This window comes from Paenirhizobium selenitireducens ATCC BAA-1503, assembly GCF_000518785.1.
Classification (GTDB): domain Bacteria; phylum Pseudomonadota; class Alphaproteobacteria; order Rhizobiales; family Rhizobiaceae; genus Allorhizobium; species Allorhizobium selenitireducens.
In genome coordinates this window covers 329,460-352,272 of sequence record NZ_KI912495.1, presented here as the reverse complement: position 1 = coordinate 352,272, position 22,813 = coordinate 329,460, and the positions used below count along the sequence as shown (strand labels likewise).

Genomic DNA, 22,813 nt, shown 5'->3' with positions numbered 1-22,813 from the left:
GACCTGGTTCAGCGGGCAGCGAGCTCTTCCTGCCAGATCGCCAGCATGTCGTCGATGTTCGGTGCGACGGTGTGGAACTGGCTGTTTTCCCAGGCCGTCCACATGTAGTCCATCTGCAGCGCCTTCTTCTCGGCGTCGGAGAACAGCGCCTCGGCCTTCTGGCTGGGCACGAGGTTGCAGGTCGCCTCGGTGATCGCCAACTGCTTGGCCACCTCGGGTGAGACGATGTACTTCAGGAAGTCGGCCGCGACTTTGGAGTTCTTGCCGTTGTCGACGAGGCCCGTCGCCTCCATCCAGATGATGCCCTGCTTGAGGCCATTCTTCGGATCCGGGACGATCGACTGGATATAGTCGTGGCCCTGCAGGCGGAGCGCCGAGGTGCAATAGGTGCCCCCGCCGATCAGCGCGCGGAACGAGCCGTCGATCAGACCCTTCTGGGCAATGGCGAGGTCGGCGACGATCGCGCGGGTATTCTTGAAGGCGGCGCGCAGAACCTTGCGGACTTCGCCGAGAGCCGCTTCGTCCAGCTCTTCATAGGGATTGATGCCGGCATAGAGAGCCAGCGGCATGATCGGCCAGTCACCCCAGTCGAGCAGGCAGATCTTGTCCTTGTAGGCGCTGTCGAAGACCGGTGCATAGCTCGACCAGGATTCGAGCTTGTCGAACTTGGTATTGACGGTCGGGCCGACCCAGCCCCAACGTGTCGGCAGGCCGGTCGCCTTGCCCTCGTGCTGGAGCGGAGCGAAGGGCGCGCGGAACTGCGGATAGAAATCGGCGTACTGCTCGGCAAAATCCGCGTCATCGAGGAACCGGCAGAAGCCGGCCGGGCCCATGCGCTGGATCCACGGGCTGTCGGACGAAACGAGATCGAACTCGCGCGAGGCGCCGGCTGCGAGTTTGGCAAATCCACCGGCGGAGTCGGTGATCAGGTCGACGGAAATCGTCGCCCCGGTCGACTTCTGGAAGGGCTCGAGAATGCTGGGGGCGTTGTAGCCTTCCCAGCACATGTAGTTCAGGCTTTCTGCCGCGGCAGCATTGCGCGGAAAGCCGACAAGGCTTGCGCCTGCGGCTGCCATGCCCACTCCGCCCATGCCCTTGAGGACCGAGCGGCGACTGATGTTTGCTGTTCCCTTGATCATTCTTGTCTTCCCCTTTTTTTGATCTGCTTGAAGACGGGATTTCAGACGACGCCGAGATAGCGCCTGATCTCCCATTCACTGACCTGCTTTTGATAGTGCGAGAATTCCACTTCCCGGCTTTCGACGAAGCTCTCGACGAAATCATCACCGAAGATCGTCCGCGCCAGCGGGCTCTGCTTCAACCGCTGCGCGGCATCCCAGAGATCGCGCGGGAAGGCAGCGTCAGCAGAAGGCGTCGCGGCATAGAAATTCTCCGCGCTGCTCGGGGCCGGCTCGATCTCGTTTTCGACACCGTAGAGACCGGCGCCAATCAGCATGGCGAGCGCCAGATAGGGATTGGTATCGGCGGACGGGACACGGAATTCGAGACGGGTCGCTTCCTTGCTGTCGTTGATGACGCGGACGGCGGCCGTGCGGTTCTGCACGCCCCAGTTCGCCGAGATCGGCGCCCAGGCGCCCGGCACGAGCCGCTTGTAGGCATTAACGGTCGACGAGCACATCGCCAGCAGTTCAGGCATCAGCTTGAGCACCCCGCCGATGAAATGGCGCGCCGTGCGGGAAAGCCCGTCGGGGCTATCCGGATCGGCAAAGACCGGCTTTCCGTCCCTGTCGCGCAGCGACAGGTGCAGGTGACCCGACTGGCCGGACAGCGCCGGCGACAGCTTCGACATGAAGCTCACGGTCAGGTCGTTGCGGGCGAAGTAGGAGCGGGCGAAGTTCTTGAAGAGGAAGGCGTCGTCCGCCGCCTTGATGCCCTTGGCGTAGGTCAGCGGAGCCTCGAAGCAGCCTGGACCGAGTTCCGTGTGGATGGCATCGAGCTTCACATCCATCGCCGTCATGGTCTCTTCGAGACCTTCGAGCAGGTCGCCGTAGAGGGCCGATGTCTGGAGCGAATAGGTCCGGTTGCCCTGGGCGAAATGGGTGAGGTCGCGGTAGTTCTTCGCCTTCATCGTCTCGGCCGTCTCGTCGAAGACAAAGAACTCGAACTCGAAAGCCGACAGCACATCCCAGCCACGGTCCGCGGCGCGTGCGATCTGTTCCAGGCAGACATTGCGCGGCGAGCGGCGGCCGAAGTCGCCGGCGAAATCCGCCAGGCAAAGCGCGGTATCCTCGGCGAAGGGATAGCGCCGCACGGTATCGGCGAAGAGCGTCGCGGGACGATCGACGAACGCACCGTCCCGGTAGGTGTTTTCCGCAATGTCCCAGAAATAGAGCACTTCGCAGAACGGGTAGCCGTCCTTGGCCAGCTTGATCGCCTTGTCGGCGGAAACCAGCTTGTCGCGAAACTCGCCTTGCGGATCGACCATGCCGATATGGAGCGCCTTCGCACCCATTTCCCGGACTGCTTTTTCGAAATCGGAAGCGGAACAGTTATCGTTCGTCATGGCACCCTTCTCAGAATTAACTTGAGGTTAGGCATCGCCTTTCGGTAAGGAAATATCCCCAAGGGGATAGGCCGTGGTGCAATGTTGCGGAAGCGCCTCGATCGGACTGGAAGGGTAAGGGACTTGGAAAAAGGTTTCGCCGCCTGGAACAAGACATTGGCAGGCGCCATCACGTCCTTGGGCGAGCCTGATTTTCCCGCACGCATCGAAACCGCGCTCCGCGCAATGCTTGATTTCGACGTGTTCATGATCTTCGGCTATCTTGGCGCATCGCGGCCGATCGCGCATTACTACAACATCGATCCCGGCCGGGCCGCCACCGTCATCGACGCCTATGCCGCCGGACCCTATTTGCTCGACCCGTTCTATGCGGCAGCCACCGACCCGGCCGTGACCGGGGTGCGGCGGCTCCGGGACATGGCGCCGGACCAGTTCTACAGTTCGGAGTACTTTCGACAGCATTACGGCCTGACGGGCATCCGCGACGAAGTGGGCATCATCGCCCGTCCCGGCCCGGACTACGGCGTGGTCGTCAGCTTCACGCGTCCCGATGGTTCCTCCGCCTTCGGCCGGCGCGACCTCGAGACCGTCAATGCCGTCGAACCGGTGATCCGGCTGCTGATCGAGCGCCACTTTGCCTCCGGCGCAGAGGCCGATCGACATCACGCTCACGGCCGTTCACAGCCGGACGCCATCAATGCGACCCTGGGCAAGATGACCAATGGCCTGCTGACGCCACGCGAAATCGAAATCACGTCGCTTATCCTGCGCGGACACTCCAACATGTCGATCGCCGAAACGCTTGGCATCGCCGAGGGCACGGTGAAGATCCATCGCAAGAACATTTACCACAAGCTCGAAATCTCTTCGCAGGCGCAACTGTTCGCACGCTTCATTTCCCGGCTTTCGGCCTAGCCGGGGTCAATGACGCGTCGGTCTGGCGCGTTACGTCGTTCCACGGACGCCGATCCCCGAGGCGACCGCCTCCACCGCGCTGGAGAATTCCGCGGTCCGCATCAGCGCGCGGCACCGCGCAAAGCGCCCGTCGGCATAGACGCGAAAATCGTCGGCCGGATTGTCGTTGGCGAGCTGGATGAGACCCCAGAGCGTCCACAGGAGATCGCACATCGCCTTGTAGATGATCATGCGCCCGCGTTCCGACGGGTCCGGCTCCCGGCCGAAATAGGCCTGCAGCAGTTCGGCATCCTGATCGGGTCCGAAGCCGCCCTCGACGGAGAGATCGCCCAGGTCCCACATGGGATCGTTCATGCCCGAATATTCCCAGTCGACGATCCACACACGCTCGCCGTCGTCGAGGAAGTTCTCGCATAGCGGATCGCAGTGGCAGGCAACGTTGGGAAGCGGGTGGGCGGACAGTGCCGCCCGCACCGTCTCGGCCTCGTTCAACACGCCATGATAGCCCTCGGGAAGTTCGACATCCTTGGTCGAGAGGATCGCAAGATAGCTGTCGATCATGGCGAAAAGCTCGAAGCGGGCCGGGAAGACGGCACCGCTGCCATGCAGCCGGCGAAAGGCCTTGGCCGCCCGCGCCGGGGCACCGGGCACCTGCCTGAAACGCTCCGGCGTCATGGTCGCAGCCCCCTCGATGAAACGCGAGACGAAAACGCCCGTCTCCGCGTCGGCATAGAGGATTTCCGGCCCGACGCCGGCGTCCGCGACGAGTTTCGTCGCCACCAGCTCGTTGGCCCGGTCGATGTATTCCTCGGTGCCCTTGCCCGGGATCCGCAGGCAATGGTCGCCGATCCGGAAGACCATGTTGGTGAGCCCGCCCAGTCGCTCGATCGGTCCGGCATGGTGGCTGAGCAAGGGGATGCGCTTGATGGCCTCGCGCGCCAGGGCGAGTTCAGCCTCTGCCGTCATGCCTTGAGCCTTTCCATTCGGGCGTCATAAAGCGTGCGGGCACCGCGCCGGGCCTTGTAGACGCGGCCGAACGACTCGATCTCGAAATCCTCGCGGCCGGCAAGGTCGCTCGGCAGGTAGCCGAAGGCGATGGTCTTGCCGAGCGTATAGCCGTAACCGGTGCTCGCGGTCGATCCGACCACACGGCCGTCCAGCATGACCGCCTCGCCGCCGTGGAAGGGGGCGAAGCCGTCCACCGTGTAGGAGACGAGCTTGCGCTCGACGCCCTTCGCCTTGATCGCCACGAGCGCCTCGCGGCCGATGAACTCGCCCTTGTCGAGGGCGACGCAGAAGCCGAGGCCGGCCTCGTAGGGGCTGTAGTCGGGATTGATGTCGCCGGACCAGTAGAGATAGCCCTTCTCCATGCGGCAGGCATCGATGGCGCGGTATCCGGCATCGGCGATGCCGAAGGGCTCGCCCGCCGCCTTCAGCGTCTCGTAGACATGGGCGGCATAGTCCTGCTCGACATAGAGTTCATAGCCGAGTTCGCCGACATAACCGATGCGCACGGCAAGGGCGCGTGCCGCGCCGACCTCGATGCGCCGGGCCGCAAGGAAGGGAAAGGCCTCGTTCGACAGGTCGTCGTCGGAGACGGCTTGCAGGATCTCGCGGGAACGGGGGCCGCACAGGTTGATGGTGGCAAAGGCGTTGGTGACGTCGCGCAGCATCACGCCTTCCGGCAGATGGCGCGACACCCAGTTCGAATCGCGCACGCCGAAACCCGAACCGGTGATCATGTAGAGCAGATCATCGGCAAGATGAACGATCGTCACGTCCGCCTCGATGCCGCCCCTCGCATTGCAGAGCTGGGTATAGACCGCCTTGCCGGCCGGGCCTGCGAGATCGTTTGCGGCGATCGCCTGCATGGCGGCGAGCGCGCCCGGTCCGCTGATCTCGAACTTGGAGAAGGAGGACTGGTCGATCAGGGCCGCCCGCTCGCGGATGGCGCGGACCTCCTCGCCGACAGCATCGAACCAGTTCGGCTTGCCTTCGAACGATGGAATGTCGCGCCGCTCCGTTCCCGCCGGCGCGAACCAGTTGGGTCGCTCCCAGCCGAATTTCGAGCCGAACACGGCGCCGTTGCCGGCCAGCGCCTCGTGCAGCGGCGAACGCCGCAAACCGCGGACAGCTTCCGCTTCCTCGCCCGGCCAGTGGACCTTGTAATAGGCGCCATAGGCCTCGATCGCACGCTGTTCGAGATAACGTCCCTGGGCATGGACTGCGCCAAAGCGCCGGACGTCGAAGGGCCAGAGGTCCATGCCGGCATCGCCGTGCAGGATGAGGTTGGAGAGCGCGAGCCCTGCCCCGCCGGAGGCCGCGATGCCGGCGGTGAAACCACAGGCGACATAGAAATTGTCGAGTTCCGGTGCCTGCCCCATGATCGGCTCGCCGTCGAAGGAGACCGGGATCGGGCCGTTGATGATGGTCTGGATGCCGATCTCGTTCAGCACGGGCAACCGATCCGCGGCCGGCAGCGCAAAGAGTTCCAGCCGGTCCATGTTCGGCTCGAACAGTTCGCGGCCGAAATCCACCGGCGGCTTGCCGCGCCAGCAGCCCTTGGTGCCGTCCTCCCAGCCGCCGATGGCGAAGGAACCGGTGTCGGGCTTCAGATAGAAATTGTTGTCGGGATCGCGCAGCGTCGTCAGATCCGGCGGCAGGGTCAGCTTCTTCTCGGTCAGGAAATACTGGTGCTCCACCACGCCGGCGGCGAGCGGCACGCCGGCCAGTTCACCGACGCGCTTGGCCCAGAGGCCGGCGCAGTTGACGAGGATGTCGCAGGAGATCGAGCCGCCATTGGTGACGACACCGACGGCGCGCCGGTTGTGGAGGACGATTTCCTCGACGCAGACGCCTTCCTCGATCTTCGCGCCGAACATGCGCGCGCCCTTGGCATAGGCCATGGTCAGCGAATAGGGATCGATATAGCCGTCGCCGGGAATGAAGGCCGCCCCCTCGATGCCGTCCTTGACGATGTAGGGGAAGCGCGCGGCGGCCTCCTCGGCCGACAGCGAATGGCATTCGACGCCGAAGCTCTTGGCCTGGGTCATCGAACGCCGGATCTCGCTCCATCGCTCGGGGCTGCCGGCCAGGCGAAGCGAGCCGACCTTCTTCCAGGCGATGTGCTGGCCGGTTTCCGCCTCCAGCCGGTCGAACACGGAAACGGAATTCTGCATCAACCGGGTCAGGTTGCGCTTGCCACGCAATTGCCCGACCAGGCCCGCCGCATGCCAGGTGCAGCCATGGGTCAGCATGGCCTTTTCCACCAGCAGCACGTCCTTTGCCCCGTCACGGGCAAGATGGTAGGCGACGGAGGTGCCGATGGCCCCGCCGCCGATGATCAGAATATGCACGTGGCGATCCGCGCGGAATGTCATCTTCAAGTCCTCAGGCCTTGATCTTGTCCATGGCCGGGTCGAACATCGGCCCGAAGTGAAGGGTCGCCGGCGTCTTTTCTGCAGCAACGACGAGTTCGTAGGTTCCGCTGGCGAGATAGTCGTCCGTCACGCCGGCCGCATTGCGGACGTATCCGAAGCCGATGTTCTTGCCGAGCGTGTAGCCGAAGCCGCCGCTGGTCAGGTAACCGACGGGTTCGCCGTTCCGCAGGATCGTCTCGCGGCCGACCAGGACGATCTCCGGGTCGTCGACGGTGAAGCCCATCAGGCGTTTTTTCAGCGTCTCTCCCTGGAGCGTCTCGAGCGTGCGGCGGCCGAGGAAATCGGTGTTCTTGCGCAGCTTCACCGCCCAGCCGAGACCCGCCTCGAAGGGCGTGTCGTTGGGCGTGATGTCGGAGCCCCAGGCACGGTAGCCCTTTTCCAGCCGCAGCGATTCCAGCGCGCGGTAGCCGATCGGACGGATATCATGCGGCTTGCCCGCTTCCATCAGCGCACCGAAGACCTCGCCGAGAGCTGCGATCGGAATGTGCAGTTCCCAGCCGAGCTCGCCGACATAGGTGACGCGCAACGCCCGCACCGTCGTGCCGGCAATGGCGATCTCCCGGACATGGCCGAAGGGGAAGGCCTCGTTCGACACGTCGGCGGTGGTGACGGCGGCCAGCACCGCACGGGCCTTGGGCCCCATCAGCGACAGGGTGCCCCAGTCCTCGGTGATGTCGACAAAGCGGCAGTCGAGGCCGGCGGGAATGTGGTCGACGATCCAGCCGAAATCATGGGTACGGAAGCCGGTGCCGGTGACGATGTAGAACCGGTCCTCGGCGATGCGCGCCACGGTCAGATCCGCCTCGATGCCGCCGCGGGTGTTGAGGAGCTGGGTGTAGGTCAGCCGGCCGACGGGCTTCGATACGTCGTTGGCGCAGATCCAGTCGAGCGCCTTGAGGGCATCGGGACCGGAAAGCTCGTATTTCGAGAAGGAGGACTGGTCGAAGACGCCGACCGCCTCGCGGACATGGGCGTGCTCCTCGCCGACCGGTCCGAACCAGTTCTGCCGGCCCATCGAATAGACGTCCTTCGGCTCGGTGCCGGCCGGGGCGAACCAGTTCGGGCGCTCCCAGCCGAGCTTCGAGCCGAACACGGCGCCACGGCTCTTCAGCCGCTCATAGAGCGGCGAGACGAGGCGCGGTCGGCCGCTTTCATATTCCTCATGCGGAAAGCCGATCGTGTAGTGCTTGCCATAGGCTTCCAGCGTGCGGTCGAGCACCCATTGACGGTCGCGATGCATGCCGGCGAAGCGGCGGATGTCGACCACCCAGAGATCGAGCGGCGCCTCGCCGTCGACGACCCATTGCGCCAGCACCCAGCCGGCGCCGCCGCCCGACGCGATGCCGAAGGCGTTGAAGCCTGCGCCGACGAACATGTTCTTGCATTCCGGCGCCACGCCGAGGATGAAGTTGCCGTCCGGGGTGAAGCTCTCCGGCCCGTTGATCATCTGCTTGACACCGACCTTTTCCAGCGCCGGAATGCGTTCGATGGCCTGCATCATATGCTGTTCGAAATGGTCGAAATCGTCGTCGAACAGTCTGAACGCCCATTCGTTCGGCACGTCGCCGGTGGTCCAGGGCTGAGGGTTCGGCTCGTAGCCGCCCATGACGAGGCCGCCGACCTCTTCCTTGAAATAGGTCCGCCGGTCCGGGTCGCGGATCGTCGGCGCGTCGGTCGACAGGCCCTCGATCTTTTCGGTGATGATGTACTGATGCTTGACCGGCTGCAGCGGCACGTTGATGCCGGCCATGTCGCCCACCTGCCGCGCCCACTGGCCGGCGCAATTGACCACCTTCTCGCAGGCGATGTCGCCGAGCGTCGTCTTCACCTTGAGGATGCGTCCGTCCTTCATCTCGAAGCCGGTGACGCGGACATTCTCGACGATCTTCGCCCCATGCATGCGGGCGCCGCGGGCGAGCGACTGGGTGATGTCGGAGGGGCTCGCCTGGCCGTCGGTCGGCAGCCAGCTGGCGCCGACCAGATCGTCGACATTCATCAGCGGCCACATGCGCTTGACCTCTTCCGGCGAGACGAGATGCATGTCCATGCCGAAGCTGCCGGCGGTGGTGGCCAGCCGCTTGAACTCGGTCCAGCGGTCCTGGTTGGTCGCGAGTCTGAGGCACCCGGTCATCTTCCAGCCGGTGGCAAGCCCGGTCTCGGCCTCCAGCCCCTTGTAGAGATCGACCGAATATTTGAGCACCCGGGTGATCGAGGCGGACGAGCGCAACTGGCCGACGAGCCCCGCCGCGTGCCAGGTCGAGCCGGATGTCAGGCCTCCCTGCTCCAGCAGGATCACGTCCGCCTTGTGGTCGCGGGCGAGATGATAGGCGGTGGAGCAGCCGATGATGCCGCCGCCAATGACGACGATTTGGGCGTGGGAGGGTAAGGTCATGACGCGTGTTTCCCGTAGATCGTGTGATAGTGATCGAGCGCTTCTTCGAGGCGCTTCAGATTGTCCGCCGTGTATCCGACATAGTCGGCCCCGGGCGCGTCGAGGTAGAGTTCGGAGACCATGCTCCACATCGCCTCGCGCAGAAGCGAGGCGCATTGCATGGCGGCCATGGAGCGGCGCATGCCGGCCGATGGCGCGCCGTCGAGATAGCTCTCGAGGAATTCTTCCGATTGCTCCGGTGTCAGCCCCGCATTGGAGGTGGCGCCGGCAAGGTCGAACATCGCGGTGGAAAAGCCCGCATATTCGAAGTCGATCAGCCAGAGACGGTCGCCATCGTCGAGGATGTTCGACGGCAAGAGGTCGTTGTGGCCAAAGACGATCGGCAGCGGGATCTGGGCCGCCTCCAGATCCTGCGCCAGCGCTAGATAGCGGGGCAGCTCCGCCGTCATGCGGCTGCCGCCGGCCGCAAGGGTCCGCGCATAGTCGCGGATGACATGGAAGGACCAGAACATGAAGCCCGGCCCGGAGACGTGGCGCGGCATTTCGGCGTGGAAGCGCCGCAGCAGCCGCGCGATCTCCCGATGCCGGGCGGCCACGCCCTCGCCGGACAATGTCCTTGCCGTCAGGAACTGCGTGACCATGACGCCGGGTGCCGCATATTCGACCCGCGGGGCAAAGCCCGCTGCATGGGCGGCCTGCGCCGTCATCGCCTCGCGATCGCGCGAGACATGGTGAAACGGATAGTCGATGCCGAGGCGGACCACGTGGCGACCGGCGGCATCGGCGACCAGGAAGCTTTCGTTGCTCAAGCCGCCATGCAGCGGCTCGATCGAGATCGAGCCGTTCCAGCAAGGCAGGCGGTGAATGCGATCTTCGGTCCTGGTGTCCGTGTGCGTCATGCGGCGTCCAGCGCCTCGCGGCCGGTCGTCTCCCAGATCTCCATGGCGACGTGCCGATTACCGGATTCGAGCCCGGCGAACTGGGCGAGGTAGTCGGCCTGGACATATTCGACCGAATATCCGGCCTTGTTCGGCACTTCACCCATCCGCTGCGTGGTGATCAGCTGGCCGGTCCAGTCGTGCAGCGTCAGCTTGATAGGGTCTGTGGATTCCTGTGCGATTGCCGGCGCGGCCAGGCCGGCGCTCGCGAGCATCAGGCATGTGGCGGCGGTTCTCGGCAGGCGAGTTGGATCGAGCATGCGAGTTCTCCCGGTAGAGCCCGTTGAAACATGATTGAAACTGGCTGGGCACCGGGTCGTCGTTCCCCGTACTTTTCGTATCTCGTGACGACGGTGCGCACGACAATCTCATGCCAGCGCCCGGTGGATGTCAATGTTGTTTTGTGGTATTTTGTGTTTTTATGACCGAATATGGTGCGATTGCCGGATGCGCCCGCCTCGGCTATCAGCTTTGCCATATGCAGGGGCTGGACCATGACACCATCGAAACGACATCGCGACATCTTCCGGCTGCTCCAGCGCGACGGCACGATCACCGTCGCAGAACTGGCAAGCAAGCTCGGCGTCTCGCTGGAGACCGTGCGCCGCGACCTGAAGCCGCTGGCCGGAAACGGCTCCGTCGTCAAGATGCACGGCGCGGTCGGCCTGCCTTCGGTCGCGGGGGAGGCCCCGTTCGAGAAGCGCATGCGCGAGAACAGCGAGGCCAAGAAGACGATTGCCGCGGCGGTCGCCGCGACCATTCGCGACGGCGATTCCATCATGATGGACACGGGCACGACCACGAGCTTTCTCGCCCGCGAGCTTCTTTCACGCCGCCGTCTGACCGTGGTCACCAATTCCTCCGACATCGCCCGCACGCTGGCGACCGTCAACGACAACAGGGTCTACATGGCGGGCGGCGAGCTGCGCAGCGACAATGGCGCGGCCTTCGGGACGACGGCGATCGAATTCGCCAGCCGCTTTTCCGTCACCCATGCGATCATCTCGGCCGGCGCCGTCAACGCCCGCGGCGTCATGGACTACGATCTAGAGGAAGCCGAATTCGCCCGCATGGTGCTCAGCCGCGGCAAGCGGGCCATCGTCGTCACCGATTCCTCGAAATTTGGCCGCGAGGGCCTGGTGCTCGTCTGCGGCTTTGCCGCCATCACCGAACTCGCCACCGACAAACCGCCCCCGAGCGACATTGCCGAAGCCCTCGACACCGCCGGCATCGACCTGTTGCTCGCCTGAGGGACGGGCAAAGCCGGGGACTGGGGATGGAGCGGGCGACAGCTGCAAGGCGGCTCCAGCAATTTTGATTTCATTGGGAAAAATGGTGCCCGGAGGCGGATTTGAACCACCGACACGCGGATTTTCAATCCGCTGCTCTACCAACTGAGCTATCCGGGCATCAGGCCTTTTGACAAGCCATCCGGCGGATGGTTCCGACCGGCGGGGGAGAAGTTTCCCCCGGAAGCGAGGGCGTTATAGCATCTTGTTTCGGCATGTCCAGCGCCTTTCGGCACTTTTTTGACAGCTTTGCGAAAATGCCGGAAAAGCCAATCAATTGAACGGCTTCCAGCCCATTCACCCAGCCGCCCCCGCACCCCTGTCAGTCGAACTGGTCGTCCTCGGCCTTCGATTCGTCGTCGACGACGGGAATGGCATAGGAGCCTTTGAGCCAACGCGACAGGTCGAGGTTGCGGCAGCGCTCGGAACAGAAGGGATAGTGCTCGCGCTGCGAGGGCCTGCGGCATTCCGGGCACGGGCGTGCCTTGCGCAGCGGCTCCACCTTGGCGGAGCGGCCGGTGTTGTCGGACCCTTGCATCGCTCAGCCCTCCGTCCAGCCGGACTGCACGGTGAAGCCCTCACCCGAGAGCAGTTGCAGCGTCTCGAACAGCGGCAGGCCGACGACATTGGTATAGGAGCCGACGAGTTTCTGCACGAAGCAGCCGGCAATGCCCTGCACGGCATAGCCGCCGGCCTTGCCGCGCCATTGGCCCGATGCGAGGTAGCTTTCGATGTCGAGGCCGGACAGGCGCTTGAAGCGCACCTTGGTCTCGACGATCTTCTGGCGCACCGTGCCGCCCGGCGTGATCAGGCAGACGCCGGTGAAGACCCAGTGGCTGCGGCCCGACAGGAGATGCAGCGACGAGGAGGCCTCTTCCAGATATTCCGCCTTGGGCAGGATGCGGCGGCCGACGGCGACGACCGTGTCGGCGGCGACGATATAGCTGTCGTTCCACACCGGATCGCGGCGGATCTCGCCATAGGCGGCCTTGGCCTTGTCGGTCGACAGGCGGCGCGCCAGCGAGCGCGGATGCTCCGACTTCTTCGGCGTCTCGTCGAGGTCCATCGGCATCAGGCGCACGGGCTCGATCCCGACCTGCTTCAGCAGGTCGAGGCGGCGCGGCGACCCGGAGGCCAGTATCAGCTTCTGTCTCAGTTCCATCGACCCTCTCGCAGCCTTGCCCGGCAGCCGGCGACTACTTGAAGCGATAGGTGATGCGGCCCTTGGTCAGGTCGTAGGGGGTCATCTCCACCAGGACCTTGTCGCCGGCGAGCACGCGGATACGGTTCTTGCGCATGCGGCCCGCGGTATGGGCGATGATCTCGTGCTCGTTTTCCAGCTTCACCCGGAACGTCGCATTGGGCAGCAATTCGGTGACGACGCCGGGAAATTCGAGGACTTCTTCTTTAGCCATTGAACGCTTGTCTTTCTTGAGGTTTGGTCGGGACGCCGGTCGGGGGCCCGAAAATGTGGGCGGAAACTACACAATCACCGCGGTTTTGTGAACCTTGTAGATCGGGCTTTTCGAATTTGTTTCAAAGCGGGGCCGCCGAAGGCCTTTCGCGGGACAGCAGGCGCTCCTCGATCAGCCGTTTCAGCCGGTCGCGCACCTCCCGATAGGCGCCCAGGATCTGCTCGCGCGTGCCGGTCGCCACCGTCGGATCGGGCATCGGCCAGTAGACCACCTCGACAGCCGAGGAACGGGTGAGTTCCAGCGCCGCATGGTGCGCCTCCGGCGCCAGCGTCACAACCATGTCGAAATAGTCGTCCTCCAGTTCGTCGAGCGTCTGCGGCTGGCGCCTGCCGAGCGTGAGGCCCATCTCGTCGAGCACCGCATCGACGAAGGGATCGCGCTCGCCGGCCCGAACCCCCGCCGAGGCGAGATAGGTGCCGGCCGGCAGCAGGGTCCTGGCGATCGCTTCGGCCATCGGCGAGCGGATCGCGTTCATGCCGCAGACGAACAGGATCGCCCCCGGCAAACGCCCATGGGTCTCAAGATCCGGGTCCGTGGCCATCAGGCTACCCGCGCCAATAGAGAACGCAGACCAGGGTGAAGAGCCGTCGGGCCGTGTCGAAGTCGAGCTTGATCTTGCCGGACAGCCGATCCATCAGCGTCTGCGAACCCTCGTTGTGAATGCCGCGGCGCCCCATGTCGATCGCCTCGATTTGCGACGGCGTCGAGGAGCGGATCGCCTCGTAATAGCTCTCGCAGATCATGAAGTAGTCCTTGATGATCCGCCGGAACGGGGTCAGCGACAGGATGTGCGTGGCGACCGCCTCGTCGCTTTCGGTCCTGATCGAGAAGACTAGCTTGCTGTCGACCAGCGACAGGAGCAGCCGGTAGGGACCGCCCGGATGGCCGACCGGCTCGAAGGTGTTTTCCTCGATCAGGTCGAAGATGGCGACGGCGCGCTCGTGCTCGACGTCCGGCGTCGAGCGGCCGATCGTCTCGTCGAGCACAACATCGCAGAGCCTGAAGTCGCCCTTCGCCATCGGTCAGCCTTCGAGGTTCAACCGGATGGCGACGGAGCGCGCATGGGCATCGAGCCCCTCGCTTTTCGCCAGCGCGATCGCCGCCGGGGCGAGCTTGCGCAGCTGTTCCGGCCCAAGTCTCAGGATCGAGGTGCGCTTGACGAAATCGAGCACCGAGAGGCCCGAGGAGAAGCGCGCCGAACGTGCGGTGGGCAGAACGTGGTTGGAGCCGCCGACATAGTCGCCGATCACTTCCGGCGTATGGCGGCCGACGAAGATGGCGCCGGCATTGCGCACGCCCGCCATCAGCGCATCCGGATCGTCGACGGCAAGCTCGAGATGCTCGGCGGCGATGCGGTTGGCGAGCGGGACGGCGTCGGCGAGCGACTTGACCAGGATTACGGCGCCGAAATCGCGCCAGCTGGCCGCCGCCGTCTCGGAGCGGCTCAGCGACTTCAGCTGCCGCTCGACGGCGGCCACGACCGCGTGGCCCAGCTCGGCATCGTCGGTGATCAGGATCGACTGGGCGCCGGGATCATGCTCGGCCTGGGCCAGCAGGTCGGCGGCCAGCCAGTCGGGATTGTTGTTTGCGTCGGCGATCACCAGCACTTCGGACGGCCCGGCGATCATGTCGATGCCGACGGTGCCGAAGACATGGCGCTTGGCTGCGGCGACATAGGCATTGCCGGGACCGACGATCTTGGCGACGGGGGCGATGGTCTCGGTGCCGTAGGCGAGGGCCGCCACCGCCTGGGCACCGCCGATCCGGTAGATCTCCTCGACGCCGGCGATCTTGGCGGCCGCGAGCACCGTCGGATTGATCGTGCCGCCGGAGGCCGGAACGACCATGACGATGCGCTCCACGCCGGCGACCCTCGCCGGCACGGCATTCATCAGCACCGAACTCGGATAGCTCGCCGTGCCGCCCGGCACATAGAGGCCGACCGCCTCGATCGCCGTCCAGCGCGAGCCCAGCCCGACACCGAGCGCGTCCTCGTAAATATCGTCCTTCGGCATCTGGCGGGCATGGTGTTTTTCGATGCGCTCGGCGGCGAGCCGCAGGGCATCCATCACCTCGGGCGAAACCTGGGCTGCCGCCGCGTCGATCTCCGCCGGCGTGACACGCATCGGCGTATGGGAAAAATCAATGCCGTCGAAACGCAGGGAATATTCGGCGAGCGCCGCGTCGCCGCGCGTCCTGACATCGGCGATGATCGCCCTCACCACGTCATTGACGTCGTCCGACACTTCGCGCTTCGTCGTCAGGAAGGCGGCAAACGTCTCGCCAAAACCTTCCGATGCCTGATCCAACCAGATCGCCACGTCCCCTGCTTCCTTCCTGCCCCGCCTTCACGCACTTTTCCGGCCAAGCCGGTCAATTGCCCGGATGACCGGGCTTGTGGCTGGTTTCCCATGCTCCGCCGGTATCTGCAAGCTGTGCTTCTATACATTCGACATCGAGCGCGATCATGCCGCCGCCCGACAGCACGAGTTCGACCACGCCCTCCGGTCCTTCGCCCTCCATGCGGAAGCGGATGGCAAGCAGCGAGAGCACGTCGTTACCCTTGCGGCGATCGAAACCGATCGAGCGCACCGCGCTGACGCGCTTGAAGGACAGCATGGCGCGGCGGCGCTCGTAGCTCCGGCGCTTTTCGCCGGCCCCTTCCCAGACGAAGCGGTTCACGGCAAGGGCGAACAGGCCGGGCTGTGACTTGAAGGTGATGTCGGCGACCTTGAACACTGCGTCCTGCATATGGGCGGACATCACCGCGAGGTCGTCGGTGTCGAGAGCGAGGAGCTTCAGGCTTGTCATGTCATCATTGTCCGATTGGCCAGCAGATCACGCGCGAGACCGGGTGAAGGCGGAAAGGCTGACGCCTGGCCCGCACCGATCACGCATCATCCTTTCGACATAGGTCGCCGCAATGCAAGAGGCAACCGGTCGCAGTCAACCGGACCTCAAGAAACTCAGTCGGTAATGCGTTCGACCACCGCGCCGCAGCGGGTCAGCTTCTCTTCCAGCCGCTCGAAGCCGCGATCGAGGTGATAGACGCGCGACACGGTGGTCTCGCCCTCGGCCGCAAGGCCGGCGATGACCAGCGACACCGAGGCGCGCAGATCGGTCGCCATGACGGGCGCGCCGCGCAGCCGGGTCACACCCTCGATCCGCGCCGTCTGGCCCGACAGGGTGATCTTGGCGCCGAGACGGGCGAGTTCCTGCACATGCATGAATCGGTTTTCGAAGATCGTCTCGGTGACATGCGAGACGCCGTTGGCGCGCGTCATCAGGCCCATGAACTGGGCCTGCAGGTCGGTCGGGAAGCCGGGATAGGGCTCGGTCACCACGTCGACGGGGCGGATGGCGTTGCCGTGGCCGACGACGCGCAGACCCGACGGTGTCACCGTGATTTCGGCGCCAGCGCGGCGAACGGCTTCGAGTGCGGTGTCGAGCAAGGCAAAATCGGTGCCCTCAAGCGTCACGTCGCCGCCGGTCATGGCGACCGCCATGGCATAGGTACCGGTCTCGATGCGGTCCGGCAGGACACGGTGGCGGGCGCCCGACAGGCTGTGCACGCCCTCGATGGTGATGGTCGAGGTTCCGGCGCCGGAGATCTTCGCGCCCATGGCGTTCAGGCAGTTGGCGAGGTCGACCACTTCCGGTTCGCGCGCCGCGTTGTTGATGACGGTCGTGCCGCGGGCCAGCGAGGCCGCCATCAGCATGACGTGGGTCGCGCCGACCGAAACCTTGGGGAAGGTATAGGTGCCGCCGATCAGGCCGCCCTTCGGCGCCGTGGCATTGATATAGCCGCTATCGATTTCCATCGTCGCGCCGAGCGCCGTCAGGCCCTCGATGAAGAGGTCGACCGGACGCGTGCCGATGGCGCAGCCGCCCGGCAGCGAGACGCGCGCCCTGCCCTCGCGGGCGAGAAGCGGGCCGATGACCCAGAAGCTGGCGCGCATCTTCGAGACCAGTTCGTAGGGCGCGGTCGTATCGACGATGGTGCGGCAGGTGAAATGAATGGTGCGCGAATAGCCCTCGTCCTGGCGCTCGCGCCGGCCGTTGACCGAGACGTCGACGCCGTGATTGCCGAGGATGCGCAGCAGAAGCTCGACGTCGGCCAGATGCGGCACGTTCTCCAGCGTCAGCGTGTCGCTGGTCAGGAGCGAGGCAATCATCAGGGGCAGAGCGGCATTCTTGGCGCCGGAGATCGGGATTACCCCATTGAGCTCGTTGCCGCCGACAATCCTGATACGATCCATGTAAGCCTACGTTACGGGTGAAGACCCGCCTTTCCTGATAATGGGTGGAAAATCCGCCACCCGGCCGGGTGGGCTCTTTAGACGAAAAGCGCGGCGGGTTCAATTCGCCCGTTCAGCAACGGTTAATCATCGCGATTCGGCGAATTTACGGCAGGCAGGCCATCCGTCTCGTCGGCCTGGCCTTGCCGGCGGGAGCGCTGCTGGAGTTTGCGCCGCAGGAGGTTTTCCCGCAGCGTGTTCGCGGCGCGCGCCTTGCGCTGCGCGGCCGCGATATCGGCGTGGCGGAGGCTCCGCTCGCCAGCGGTCGCGGCGGCATCCTCTGCCCCCTCGCCCGCCTCGGCCCTAGGCCTTAATTCGTCCCGCTCTTTGTTCATGTCGGGGTGATAGCCGAAATCCACCTTTTCCGGAAGTGTTCTGCGCGCGAGATGGTTTTCTTCAAACGAAGTTCGTTTTGCGGCTTGCATCCCCCCGGAAGCTGTGGCAATAGGCGGCTCGCTTGAGACGGCGCAAATGCACCGGGCCTCGCAAGCTGCTATAGCTCAGTGGTAGAGCACTCCCTTGGTAAGGGAGAGGTCGAGAGTTCGAGTCTCTCTAGCAGCACCATTCCCTCCCCTTGATTTCATCGAATCTCTTGATTTTCCGGGTGGTGACGCAGCACTGCAGGATCTGATCGGCGACAGGATCGAGCGTTATCGCAGGCTCGGCAATACGACCGCCATCGATGGCACGGACGAATGGCGTACCGTCGCTCGAGCGATCTGGAGGCCCTGGGACGTGTAGCCGAACGCGATGAAGGCGACGTTTCGGGGACACCTCGTCATCCATTGATCGCGAATGCCCGGCCAGTGGTGGAAGATGTGCCGCCCATTCTCCTTCGCGATCTGTTCGATCGATATATGAACGAACTCAAAGCCGATGGACGAGGCCACGGCGCAGATAAGCGCTGGCGACCTGTTATCGACGACCTGATCGCGTTCGCCAGGACAGGAGATGCACGTAAGCTCACGAAGAAGACGCTGCTCGAGTGGAAGGACGAGAAACTTCGACTGAACGCCTCGCCACGCACCGTGAAGGACGTCTATTTGACCGCTGTTAGTGCCGTTTTGAACTGGGCTGTCTCGAATGACCTTCTCAAGGGCAAGGCAGCAAAGAGGTCAAGATAAGGTTGCTGCTTGCGCCAACTGTTCAACTGCGCCTTCAATCCACCCCTGGGACGTGTCTTGAAACAATCGAAACATAAGCGATTCTGCCCGAAATCGGAGTGAAACAGAGCGTTGGTATCGAACGGCAACTCAAATCTTGGGAAGCTCCTCCGATGTCGAAGACAATCACCACTGCCCAGACCACCACATTGAATGTAGACGCCTCGAACGGAAACTGGGTGGTCGATTTTGGCGGTTCAATCACTGTCGCCAATGGCCACGGCATGGCCAACAGTATGGCATTCCACGATAGCCTCATGACGACGTCCGGCGCTATCGTCGCCGATGGAATGTTCAAATCGGGCATGTTTTCCGAAGGTCTCAATGCCATCCTTCAGGTCGATACGGGCGGCACGATCCACGCCTATAACGGCATGGCCTTTTACGGCGAAGGCACAGAGGCCGAAAACCTCGGCGCGATCACAGCGGCAAATATCGGCATCTACGGCAATGCCAAGGATATGGATATCGTCAACACGGGAACCATCGACGCGCACATCGGCCTGTATGTCGAAAATACATACAGCAGCATGTCCGGCTTTTACAATTCCGGAACAATCACCGCTGACATGGGCATCGTCACCGTCAACGGTGGTCTGCGCATTACCAATACGGCTGCCGGTGTCATTGACGCAACAACGACGGCGATCACACTCGGTTTGGATCAAAGCGGTCAGGCGAACGTCTTTAACGACGGCCTGATACACTCCGATGACATGGCTATCCTCGGAAGCACGGGAAGAGATTTCATTACCAACACAGGCACGATCGAAGGACGCATCGAGCTCGGCGCCGGTAACGACACTTTCAGGAACACAGACACCGGAACGATAGACCACGCCGTCGACGGCGGACTGGGAGACGACACCTACGGGTTCTTTGCCGGCGCATTCGATATCATCGACGCTGGGGGCCAGGATACGATCGAGACGACCATCACGCGCAGTCTCGCGCCCTACGCCAACATCGAGAACCTGACACTTGCTGGAACAGGCAATATCAACGGTACGGGCAACACACTGGCCAACATAATACTTGGCAATGACGGCAACAACACTCTTGATGGCGGCAACGATAACGTCATCGACATATTGGTCGGCGGATCGGGAAACGACACCTACATCCTCGGCTCGCACAACGATGATGTTTACGAGTCGGCGGCGAACCCAGATCCCTTCAGTACAGCAGGCGGCGGCATCGACACTATTGTCTCGACGATCAGCCGTTCGCTTGCCGCTTACGCGGAGGTCGAGAACCTCAAGCTGCTGGGCAGCGGCAACATCAATGGCACCGGCAATTATCTCGCTAACATCATCACCGGCACGGCTGGCAACAACGTTCTTGACGGCGGCGTCGAGGACAGCCCTCAAGGCGCGAAGATCGACACGCTCGTCGGGGGCGCCGGTAACGACACCTATGTGCTCGGCTCCGGTTTCGACAAGGTCATCGACACCGCCGGCATCGACACCATCACATCCGAAATCAGCCGCAACCTTGCCAGCTATCCGACCATTGAAAACCTGACCTTGCTCGGCCAGGCCAATCTCTCCGGAACGGGCAATGCGCTCGTCAACACCATCACCGGCAACACCGGCAACAACGTCCTCGACGGTGGCATCGACACCGTTGTCGATACATTGATAGGTGGTGCAGGCAACGACATCTACATTCTGGGATCGGGCGTCGACAAGATCGTCGACACTTCGGGTAGCGATACGATCACATCAACAATCTCCCGCAGCCTGGTGTCCTATGCCTCAATCGAAAACCTGACGCTTCTCGGCTCCGCGAATATCAACGCCACCGGCAATGCGCTGAACAACGTGCTGACCGGCAATTCCGGCATGAACACGCTGAACGGCGGCGCCGGCAACGATATCTATATGCTGGGTTCGGGCGCCGACAACGTCGTTGATAGTGCCGGAACCGACATGATCACCTCGCTGATCTCGCGCAACCTCTCCACCTTCGCGACCATCGAAAACCTGAAGCTTCTCGGTGTCGCCAATATCAATGGCACGGGCAATGCGCTGGCCAATACGCTCACCGGCAATTCCGGTATCAACATACTTTCCGGCGCCGCCGGCAACGACCTCCTGATCGGTGGTGCAGGCGCAGACAAGCTGGATGGCGGCGCCAATAGCGACACCGCCTCCTATGCCGGCGCATCCGCTGGTGTTATTGCCAATCTTGCCACAGCGTCGGCCAATACCGGCGATGCCAAAGGCGACACCTATGTGTCGATCGAGAACCTGACAGGCTCCAGCTACAACGACATTTTGACCGGAAACTCCGCAGCCAACGTGCTGTCGGGCTGGACCGGAGCCGACAAGCTCACTGGCGGTGCCGGGGCGGACATCTTCCTGTTCAAGTCGGCCGGCGACACGACCGTTGCCACGGCGGGGCAGGACACGATCTACGACTTCACCCACGGCCAGGGTGACAAGATCAGCCTCTCCGGCATCGACGCCAACAGTGTGATCGCCGGCGATCAGGCTTTTGTCTTCAAGGGCTCGGCCGCCTTCTCTGGCTCATATGGCGAACTGCGCTTCGACAAGCAGGCATCCGACACCTATGTCTACGGCGATATCAATGGCGATAAGATCGCTGACTTCGCCATCCATCTCGACGATGCCATCGCCTTGCAGGCAAGCGATTTTCTGTTCTGATACCGCAAACCGGGAACCCGAAATATCGGGCTCCCGGTGGCCATGCTGCATGAATATCCGGGCACGGTTTCTCCCTGAATATGGAAGCGCGAGTGTGACTGCTTTGGCCATCACAGTCTCAAGATAGAAGCTCTGTCCGACCCCGAGAATCGTCGTCAATGGTCGAGGGTGCTGCCGTCCAGGAGGCGTGTGCGCCGGATGCAAGGGGCAGTATTGCTGCTCGTTGTTACCGCACCCAGCCGAAAGAAGTATTCGCCTGGCGGAAGCTGACCACTTATGGCGCTTCGATGGTCAGGTCGGCGATCACAGATACGGAAGGCCGGGAATGGTTTGCCTATCGGGACAGATCATTCGAAAGAGCGCTGTCGTCGTCATGCAGCTACCTTCTTGCATATCGGCCGTGTCCATGGGCTGCTTCCATGTTTGCCAGGTTCAGTCGCAACTCTGGAAACGCACTTCCGCGGGTTCGACTGCTTCGACTATTTCACAACATTGGGGCGGGGTTGTCTTTACCGGATATCGGCCGGTCCCGGCAGCGACAGGCCGTGCATGACGGGGGAGGCTATGGTCGATACGAGCACCACGAGATCGGCCTGACGCGCCGTTTCGGTCTTTGCATAGATCCGGCTGAGATGCGTCTTCAGCGTATTTTCGGTAATCGCAAGTGCCGACGCACACTGCGCTGGGCTCACCCCCCTACCAATGTGCAGCGTGACGCGCGCCTCGGCCGGCGTGAGGTCGTAGAGCGCAATCAGCACGTCTTCCGGTGGCGGCGAGGCGGATATTTTGGTCGATATGAACACGGCAGCGCACGCGGGCCTGAAGACAGCCCGCGCCGTCCCCTCGCTTAAAGGCAGGACGTAAGCGACAGCGGGAGGTTGCCCTTGAGCCGAAATGGGCAGGCCGATGCCGCGCGACCCAAGCATGGTGTCTACGCGGGCTGCAGCGGAGATCGCTTCCAGCAAGGCGCGCGAAACGGCCGGCGTCTGCGCCTGAAGCACGCCGTTTCGCGAATGCAGAAGCATTTGTTCGGCGAGCATCTGGGCGGCAGGGGTGTTGGCATGAAGAATCGTGCCTTCTGCGCCGGTGAGAAGGACCGGAACCGCGAGGCTGTCAAGCGCGCCACGGTAGAGGCCGGCCGTCACGCGCGTCTGGTCGAGCAGATCGCCGATCAGGGACGCGCGCCGCAGATGGGGCGAAAGCAATGCCAGAAACCGCTGTTCTTCGACGCTAATCGGCGGACGGTTCGCCCATGTTGTCGTACTGAACAAACCGATCCGGTCGGCGGTATGGACGAACTTCGTCGTGCATCCCTCGCGTAGTCCTTGAGGTTTGGCCCATTCCTGGAAAAATGCCGATCGATCGAGTTCCGCCTCGCTGACAACGGACAATGTCCTCAAGGGAAGATCGACATCACCGATGACTGCTTCCCGAAGGCCCGGTATGGCATCAAGCTGGTACTCCTGCAGCGCCCGCATCTGCTCGGGATCCCAAGGGGACTGCGCTGCGAACCTGCCTCGACTGTCGGTAATGCTGGTCAGTGCAATGGTCGTGTAGGCGGCATCTATCGTTTCAGTGATGCGGCTCATGACCCCCGTCCAGCCTTCCGGGCTCAATGCGCAATCGTAAATGTCACCTATGATCGAAGACAGGATTTCGTCGTTCAGCCTGCTCATTGCACCCTCTTTGCAACCGCCCTCACCTCTCCCG

General features: G+C 63.3%; 21 protein-coding genes and 2 tRNA genes. 5 read left to right on the top strand and 18 right to left on the bottom strand.

Annotated elements, in window-relative coordinates; all coding sequences use genetic code 11:
• Positions 1-8 precede the first annotated feature (8 nt).
• Together L867_RS0122710 and L867_RS0122705 are read right to left on the bottom strand one after the other, a co-directional pair.
• Positions 9-1,139 carry an ABC transporter substrate-binding protein gene (locus L867_RS0122710; RefSeq protein WP_028738960.1) on the bottom strand — a complete coding sequence of 377 codons (1,131 nt, stop codon included), beginning with the start codon at positions 1,137-1,139 and terminating at the stop codon, positions 9-11.
• Between the two features lie 41 nt (positions 1,140-1,180).
• Positions 1,181-2,524 (bottom strand): glutamine synthetase family protein, encoded by a 1,344-nt coding sequence (locus L867_RS0122705; protein WP_028738959.1) that lies wholly within the window; start codon positions 2,522-2,524, stop codon positions 1,181-1,183.
• Between the two features lie 123 nt (positions 2,525-2,647).
• Here L867_RS0122705 and L867_RS26180 point away from each other — a divergent pair, with 123 nt between their 5' ends.
• Positions 2,648-3,439 carry a helix-turn-helix transcriptional regulator gene (locus L867_RS26180; protein ID WP_051439167.1) on the top strand — a complete coding sequence of 264 codons (792 nt, stop codon included), beginning with the start codon at positions 2,648-2,650 and terminating at the stop codon, positions 3,437-3,439.
• Positions 3,440-3,469: 30 nt separating this feature from the next.
• Here L867_RS26180 and L867_RS0122695 read toward each other — a convergent pair whose 3' ends face one another.
• The 5 genes from L867_RS0122695 to L867_RS0122675 are packed head-to-tail and all read right to left on the bottom strand — an operon-like array spanning position 3,470 to position 10,469.
• Complete coding sequence (locus tag L867_RS0122695; protein WP_028738958.1) at positions 3,470-4,405, bottom strand: choline/ethanolamine kinase family protein; 936 nt, start codon at positions 4,403-4,405, stop codon at positions 3,470-3,472.
• The gene (locus L867_RS0122690) at positions 4,402-6,819 is read right to left on the bottom strand and encodes a GcvT family protein (RefSeq protein ID WP_028738957.1); all 2,418 of its coding nucleotides are present in this window, start codon (positions 6,817-6,819) and stop codon (positions 4,402-4,404) included. The genes L867_RS0122695 and L867_RS0122690 overlap by 4 nt, the downstream gene beginning before the upstream one ends.
• A 10-nt stretch (positions 6,820-6,829) precedes the next feature.
• Positions 6,830-9,271 (bottom strand): GcvT family protein, encoded by a 2,442-nt coding sequence (locus L867_RS0122685; RefSeq protein WP_028738956.1) that lies wholly within the window; start codon positions 9,269-9,271, stop codon positions 6,830-6,832.
• A complete protein-coding gene (locus L867_RS0122680; RefSeq protein ID WP_028738955.1) occupies positions 9,268-10,170 on the bottom strand; it encodes a phosphotransferase family protein in 903 nt (300 codons plus the stop codon). The genes L867_RS0122685 and L867_RS0122680 overlap by 4 nt, the downstream gene beginning before the upstream one ends.
• Complete coding sequence (locus L867_RS0122675) at positions 10,167-10,469, bottom strand: glycine betaine ABC transporter substrate-binding protein (protein ID WP_028738954.1); 303 nt, start codon at positions 10,467-10,469, stop codon at positions 10,167-10,169. Before L867_RS0122675 ends, L867_RS0122680 begins: the two co-directional genes overlap by 4 nt.
• A gap of 234 nt (positions 10,470-10,703) precedes the next feature.
• On the opposite strand from L867_RS0122675, the gene L867_RS0122670 reads away from it, so the two are divergent.
• On the top strand, positions 10,704-11,459 hold the full coding sequence (locus L867_RS0122670) for a DeoR/GlpR family DNA-binding transcription regulator (RefSeq protein ID WP_028738953.1): 756 nt from the start codon (positions 10,704-10,706) through the stop codon (positions 11,457-11,459).
• A gap of 83 nt (positions 11,460-11,542) precedes the next feature.
• Here L867_RS0122670 and L867_RS0122665 read toward each other — a convergent pair.
• The 10 genes from L867_RS0122665 to L867_RS0122620 all read right to left on the bottom strand — a co-directional run bounded on the left by L867_RS0122665 (position 11,543) and on the right by L867_RS0122620 (position 17,606).
• Positions 11,543-11,618 (bottom strand) — tRNA-Phe (locus L867_RS0122665).
• Positions 11,619-11,820: 202 nt separating this feature from the next.
• Positions 11,821-12,036: a DNA gyrase inhibitor YacG gene (gene yacG, locus L867_RS0122660; RefSeq protein WP_028738952.1), complete on the bottom strand. Its 216-nt coding sequence runs from the start codon at positions 12,034-12,036 to the stop codon at positions 11,821-11,823.
• A 3-nt stretch (positions 12,037-12,039) separates the two neighbouring features.
• Complete coding sequence (locus L867_RS0122655; RefSeq protein WP_028738951.1) at positions 12,040-12,660, bottom strand: Maf-like protein; 621 nt, start codon at positions 12,658-12,660, stop codon at positions 12,040-12,042.
• 34 nt (positions 12,661-12,694) lie between these two features.
• Entirely contained in the window at positions 12,695-12,913 is a 219-nt protein-coding gene (gene infA, locus L867_RS0122650) for a translation initiation factor IF-1 (RefSeq protein ID WP_004435948.1), read from the bottom strand.
• Positions 12,914-13,034: 121 nt separating this feature from the next.
• Positions 13,035-13,514 carry an arsenate-mycothiol transferase ArsC gene (locus tag L867_RS0122645; RefSeq protein ID WP_028738950.1) on the bottom strand — a complete coding sequence of 160 codons (480 nt, stop codon included), beginning with the start codon at positions 13,512-13,514 and terminating at the stop codon, positions 13,035-13,037.
• A 4-nt stretch (positions 13,515-13,518) separates the two neighbouring features.
• Positions 13,519-13,992, bottom strand: coding sequence for a UPF0262 family protein (locus L867_RS0122640; protein WP_028738949.1), 474 nt, complete (start codon positions 13,990-13,992; stop codon positions 13,519-13,521).
• Positions 13,993-13,995: 3 nt separating this feature from the next.
• Complete coding sequence (hisD, locus tag L867_RS0122635; RefSeq protein WP_028738948.1) at positions 13,996-15,294, bottom strand: histidinol dehydrogenase; 1,299 nt, start codon at positions 15,292-15,294, stop codon at positions 13,996-13,998.
• Positions 15,295-15,346: 52 nt separating this feature from the next.
• Entirely contained in the window at positions 15,347-15,784 is a 438-nt protein-coding gene (locus tag L867_RS0122630) for a DUF2948 family protein (protein ID WP_028738947.1), read from the bottom strand.
• Positions 15,785-15,939: 155 nt separating this feature from the next.
• Positions 15,940-17,232, bottom strand: a complete 1,293-nt coding sequence (gene murA, locus L867_RS0122625) for a UDP-N-acetylglucosamine 1-carboxyvinyltransferase (protein ID WP_028738946.1) — start codon at positions 17,230-17,232, stop codon at positions 15,940-15,942.
• Between the two features lie 122 nt (positions 17,233-17,354).
• Positions 17,355-17,606, bottom strand: coding sequence for a hypothetical protein (locus L867_RS0122620; protein WP_028738945.1), 252 nt, complete (start codon positions 17,604-17,606; stop codon positions 17,355-17,357).
• Between the two features lie 154 nt (positions 17,607-17,760).
• Between L867_RS0122620 and L867_RS0122615 the strand changes: the two genes are divergently transcribed.
• The 3 genes from L867_RS0122615 (at position 17,761) to L867_RS26620 (ending at position 21,103) form a co-directional block, all read left to right on the top strand.
• Positions 17,761-17,835 (top strand) — tRNA-Thr (locus L867_RS0122615).
• 131 nt (positions 17,836-17,966) lie between these two features.
• Positions 17,967-18,395 (top strand): hypothetical protein, encoded by a 429-nt coding sequence (locus tag L867_RS0122610; RefSeq protein WP_146086612.1) that lies wholly within the window; start codon positions 17,967-17,969, stop codon positions 18,393-18,395.
• Positions 18,396-18,547: 152 nt separating this feature from the next.
• Positions 18,548-21,103: a beta strand repeat-containing protein gene (locus L867_RS26620; RefSeq protein ID WP_051439166.1), complete on the top strand. Its 2,556-nt coding sequence runs from the start codon at positions 18,548-18,550 to the stop codon at positions 21,101-21,103.
• A gap of 509 nt (positions 21,104-21,612) precedes the next feature.
• Here the strand turns inward: L867_RS26620 and L867_RS0122600 are convergent.
• Positions 21,613-22,779: a helix-turn-helix transcriptional regulator gene (locus L867_RS0122600; protein WP_028738943.1), complete on the bottom strand. Its 1,167-nt coding sequence runs from the start codon at positions 22,777-22,779 to the stop codon at positions 21,613-21,615.
• Positions 22,780-22,813: the final 34 nt, after the last annotated feature.

What these genes read in the sequence shown, in the direction of transcription:
- L867_RS0122710 (WP_028738960.1), bottom strand. Translation starts at nt 1,139, where the DNA reads ATGATCAAGGGAACAGCAAACATCAGTCGCCGCTCGGTCCTCAAGGGC.
- L867_RS0122705 (WP_028738959.1), bottom strand. Translation starts at nt 2,524, where the DNA reads ATGACGAACGATAACTGTTCCGCTTCCGATTTCGAAAAAGCAGTCCGG.
- L867_RS0122695 (WP_028738958.1), bottom strand. Translation starts at nt 4,405, where the DNA reads ATGACGGCAGAGGCTGAACTCGCCCTGGCGCGCGAGGCCATCAAGCGC.
- L867_RS0122690 (WP_028738957.1), bottom strand. Translation starts at nt 6,819, where the DNA reads ATGACATTCCGCGCGGATCGCCACGTGCATATTCTGATCATCGGCGGC.
- L867_RS0122685 (WP_028738956.1), bottom strand. Translation starts at nt 9,271, where the DNA reads ATGACCTTACCCTCCCACGCCCAAATCGTCGTCATTGGCGGCGGCATC.
- L867_RS0122680 (WP_028738955.1), bottom strand. Translation starts at nt 10,170, where the DNA reads ATGACGCACACGGACACCAGGACCGAAGATCGCATTCACCGCCTGCCT.
- L867_RS0122675 (WP_028738954.1), bottom strand. Translation starts at nt 10,469, where the DNA reads ATGCTCGATCCAACTCGCCTGCCGAGAACCGCCGCCACATGCCTGATG.
- L867_RS0122670 (WP_028738953.1), top strand. Translation starts at nt 10,704, where the DNA reads ATGACACCATCGAAACGACATCGCGACATCTTCCGGCTGCTCCAGCGC.
- yacG (WP_028738952.1), bottom strand. Translation starts at nt 12,036, where the DNA reads ATGCAAGGGTCCGACAACACCGGCCGCTCCGCCAAGGTGGAGCCGCTG.
- L867_RS0122655 (WP_028738951.1), bottom strand. Translation starts at nt 12,660, where the DNA reads ATGGAACTGAGACAGAAGCTGATACTGGCCTCCGGGTCGCCGCGCCGC.
- infA (WP_004435948.1), bottom strand. Translation starts at nt 12,913, where the DNA reads ATGGCTAAAGAAGAAGTCCTCGAATTTCCCGGCGTCGTCACCGAATTG.
- L867_RS0122645 (WP_028738950.1), bottom strand. Translation starts at nt 13,514, where the DNA reads ATGGCCACGGACCCGGATCTTGAGACCCATGGGCGTTTGCCGGGGGCG.
- L867_RS0122640 (WP_028738949.1), bottom strand. Translation starts at nt 13,992, where the DNA reads ATGGCGAAGGGCGACTTCAGGCTCTGCGATGTTGTGCTCGACGAGACG.
- L867_RS0122630 (WP_028738947.1), bottom strand. Translation starts at nt 15,784, where the DNA reads ATGACAAGCCTGAAGCTCCTCGCTCTCGACACCGACGACCTCGCGGTG.
- murA (WP_028738946.1), bottom strand. Translation starts at nt 17,232, where the DNA reads ATGGATCGTATCAGGATTGTCGGCGGCAACGAGCTCAATGGGGTAATC.
- L867_RS0122620 (WP_028738945.1), bottom strand. Translation starts at nt 17,606, where the DNA reads ATGAACAAAGAGCGGGACGAATTAAGGCCTAGGGCCGAGGCGGGCGAG.
- L867_RS0122610 (WP_146086612.1), top strand. Translation starts at nt 17,967, where the DNA reads ATGGCGTACCGTCGCTCGAGCGATCTGGAGGCCCTGGGACGTGTAGCC.
- L867_RS26620 (WP_051439166.1), top strand. Translation starts at nt 18,548, where the DNA reads ATGTCGAAGACAATCACCACTGCCCAGACCACCACATTGAATGTAGAC.
- L867_RS0122600 (WP_028738943.1), bottom strand. Translation starts at nt 22,779, where the DNA reads ATGAGCAGGCTGAACGACGAAATCCTGTCTTCGATCATAGGTGACATT.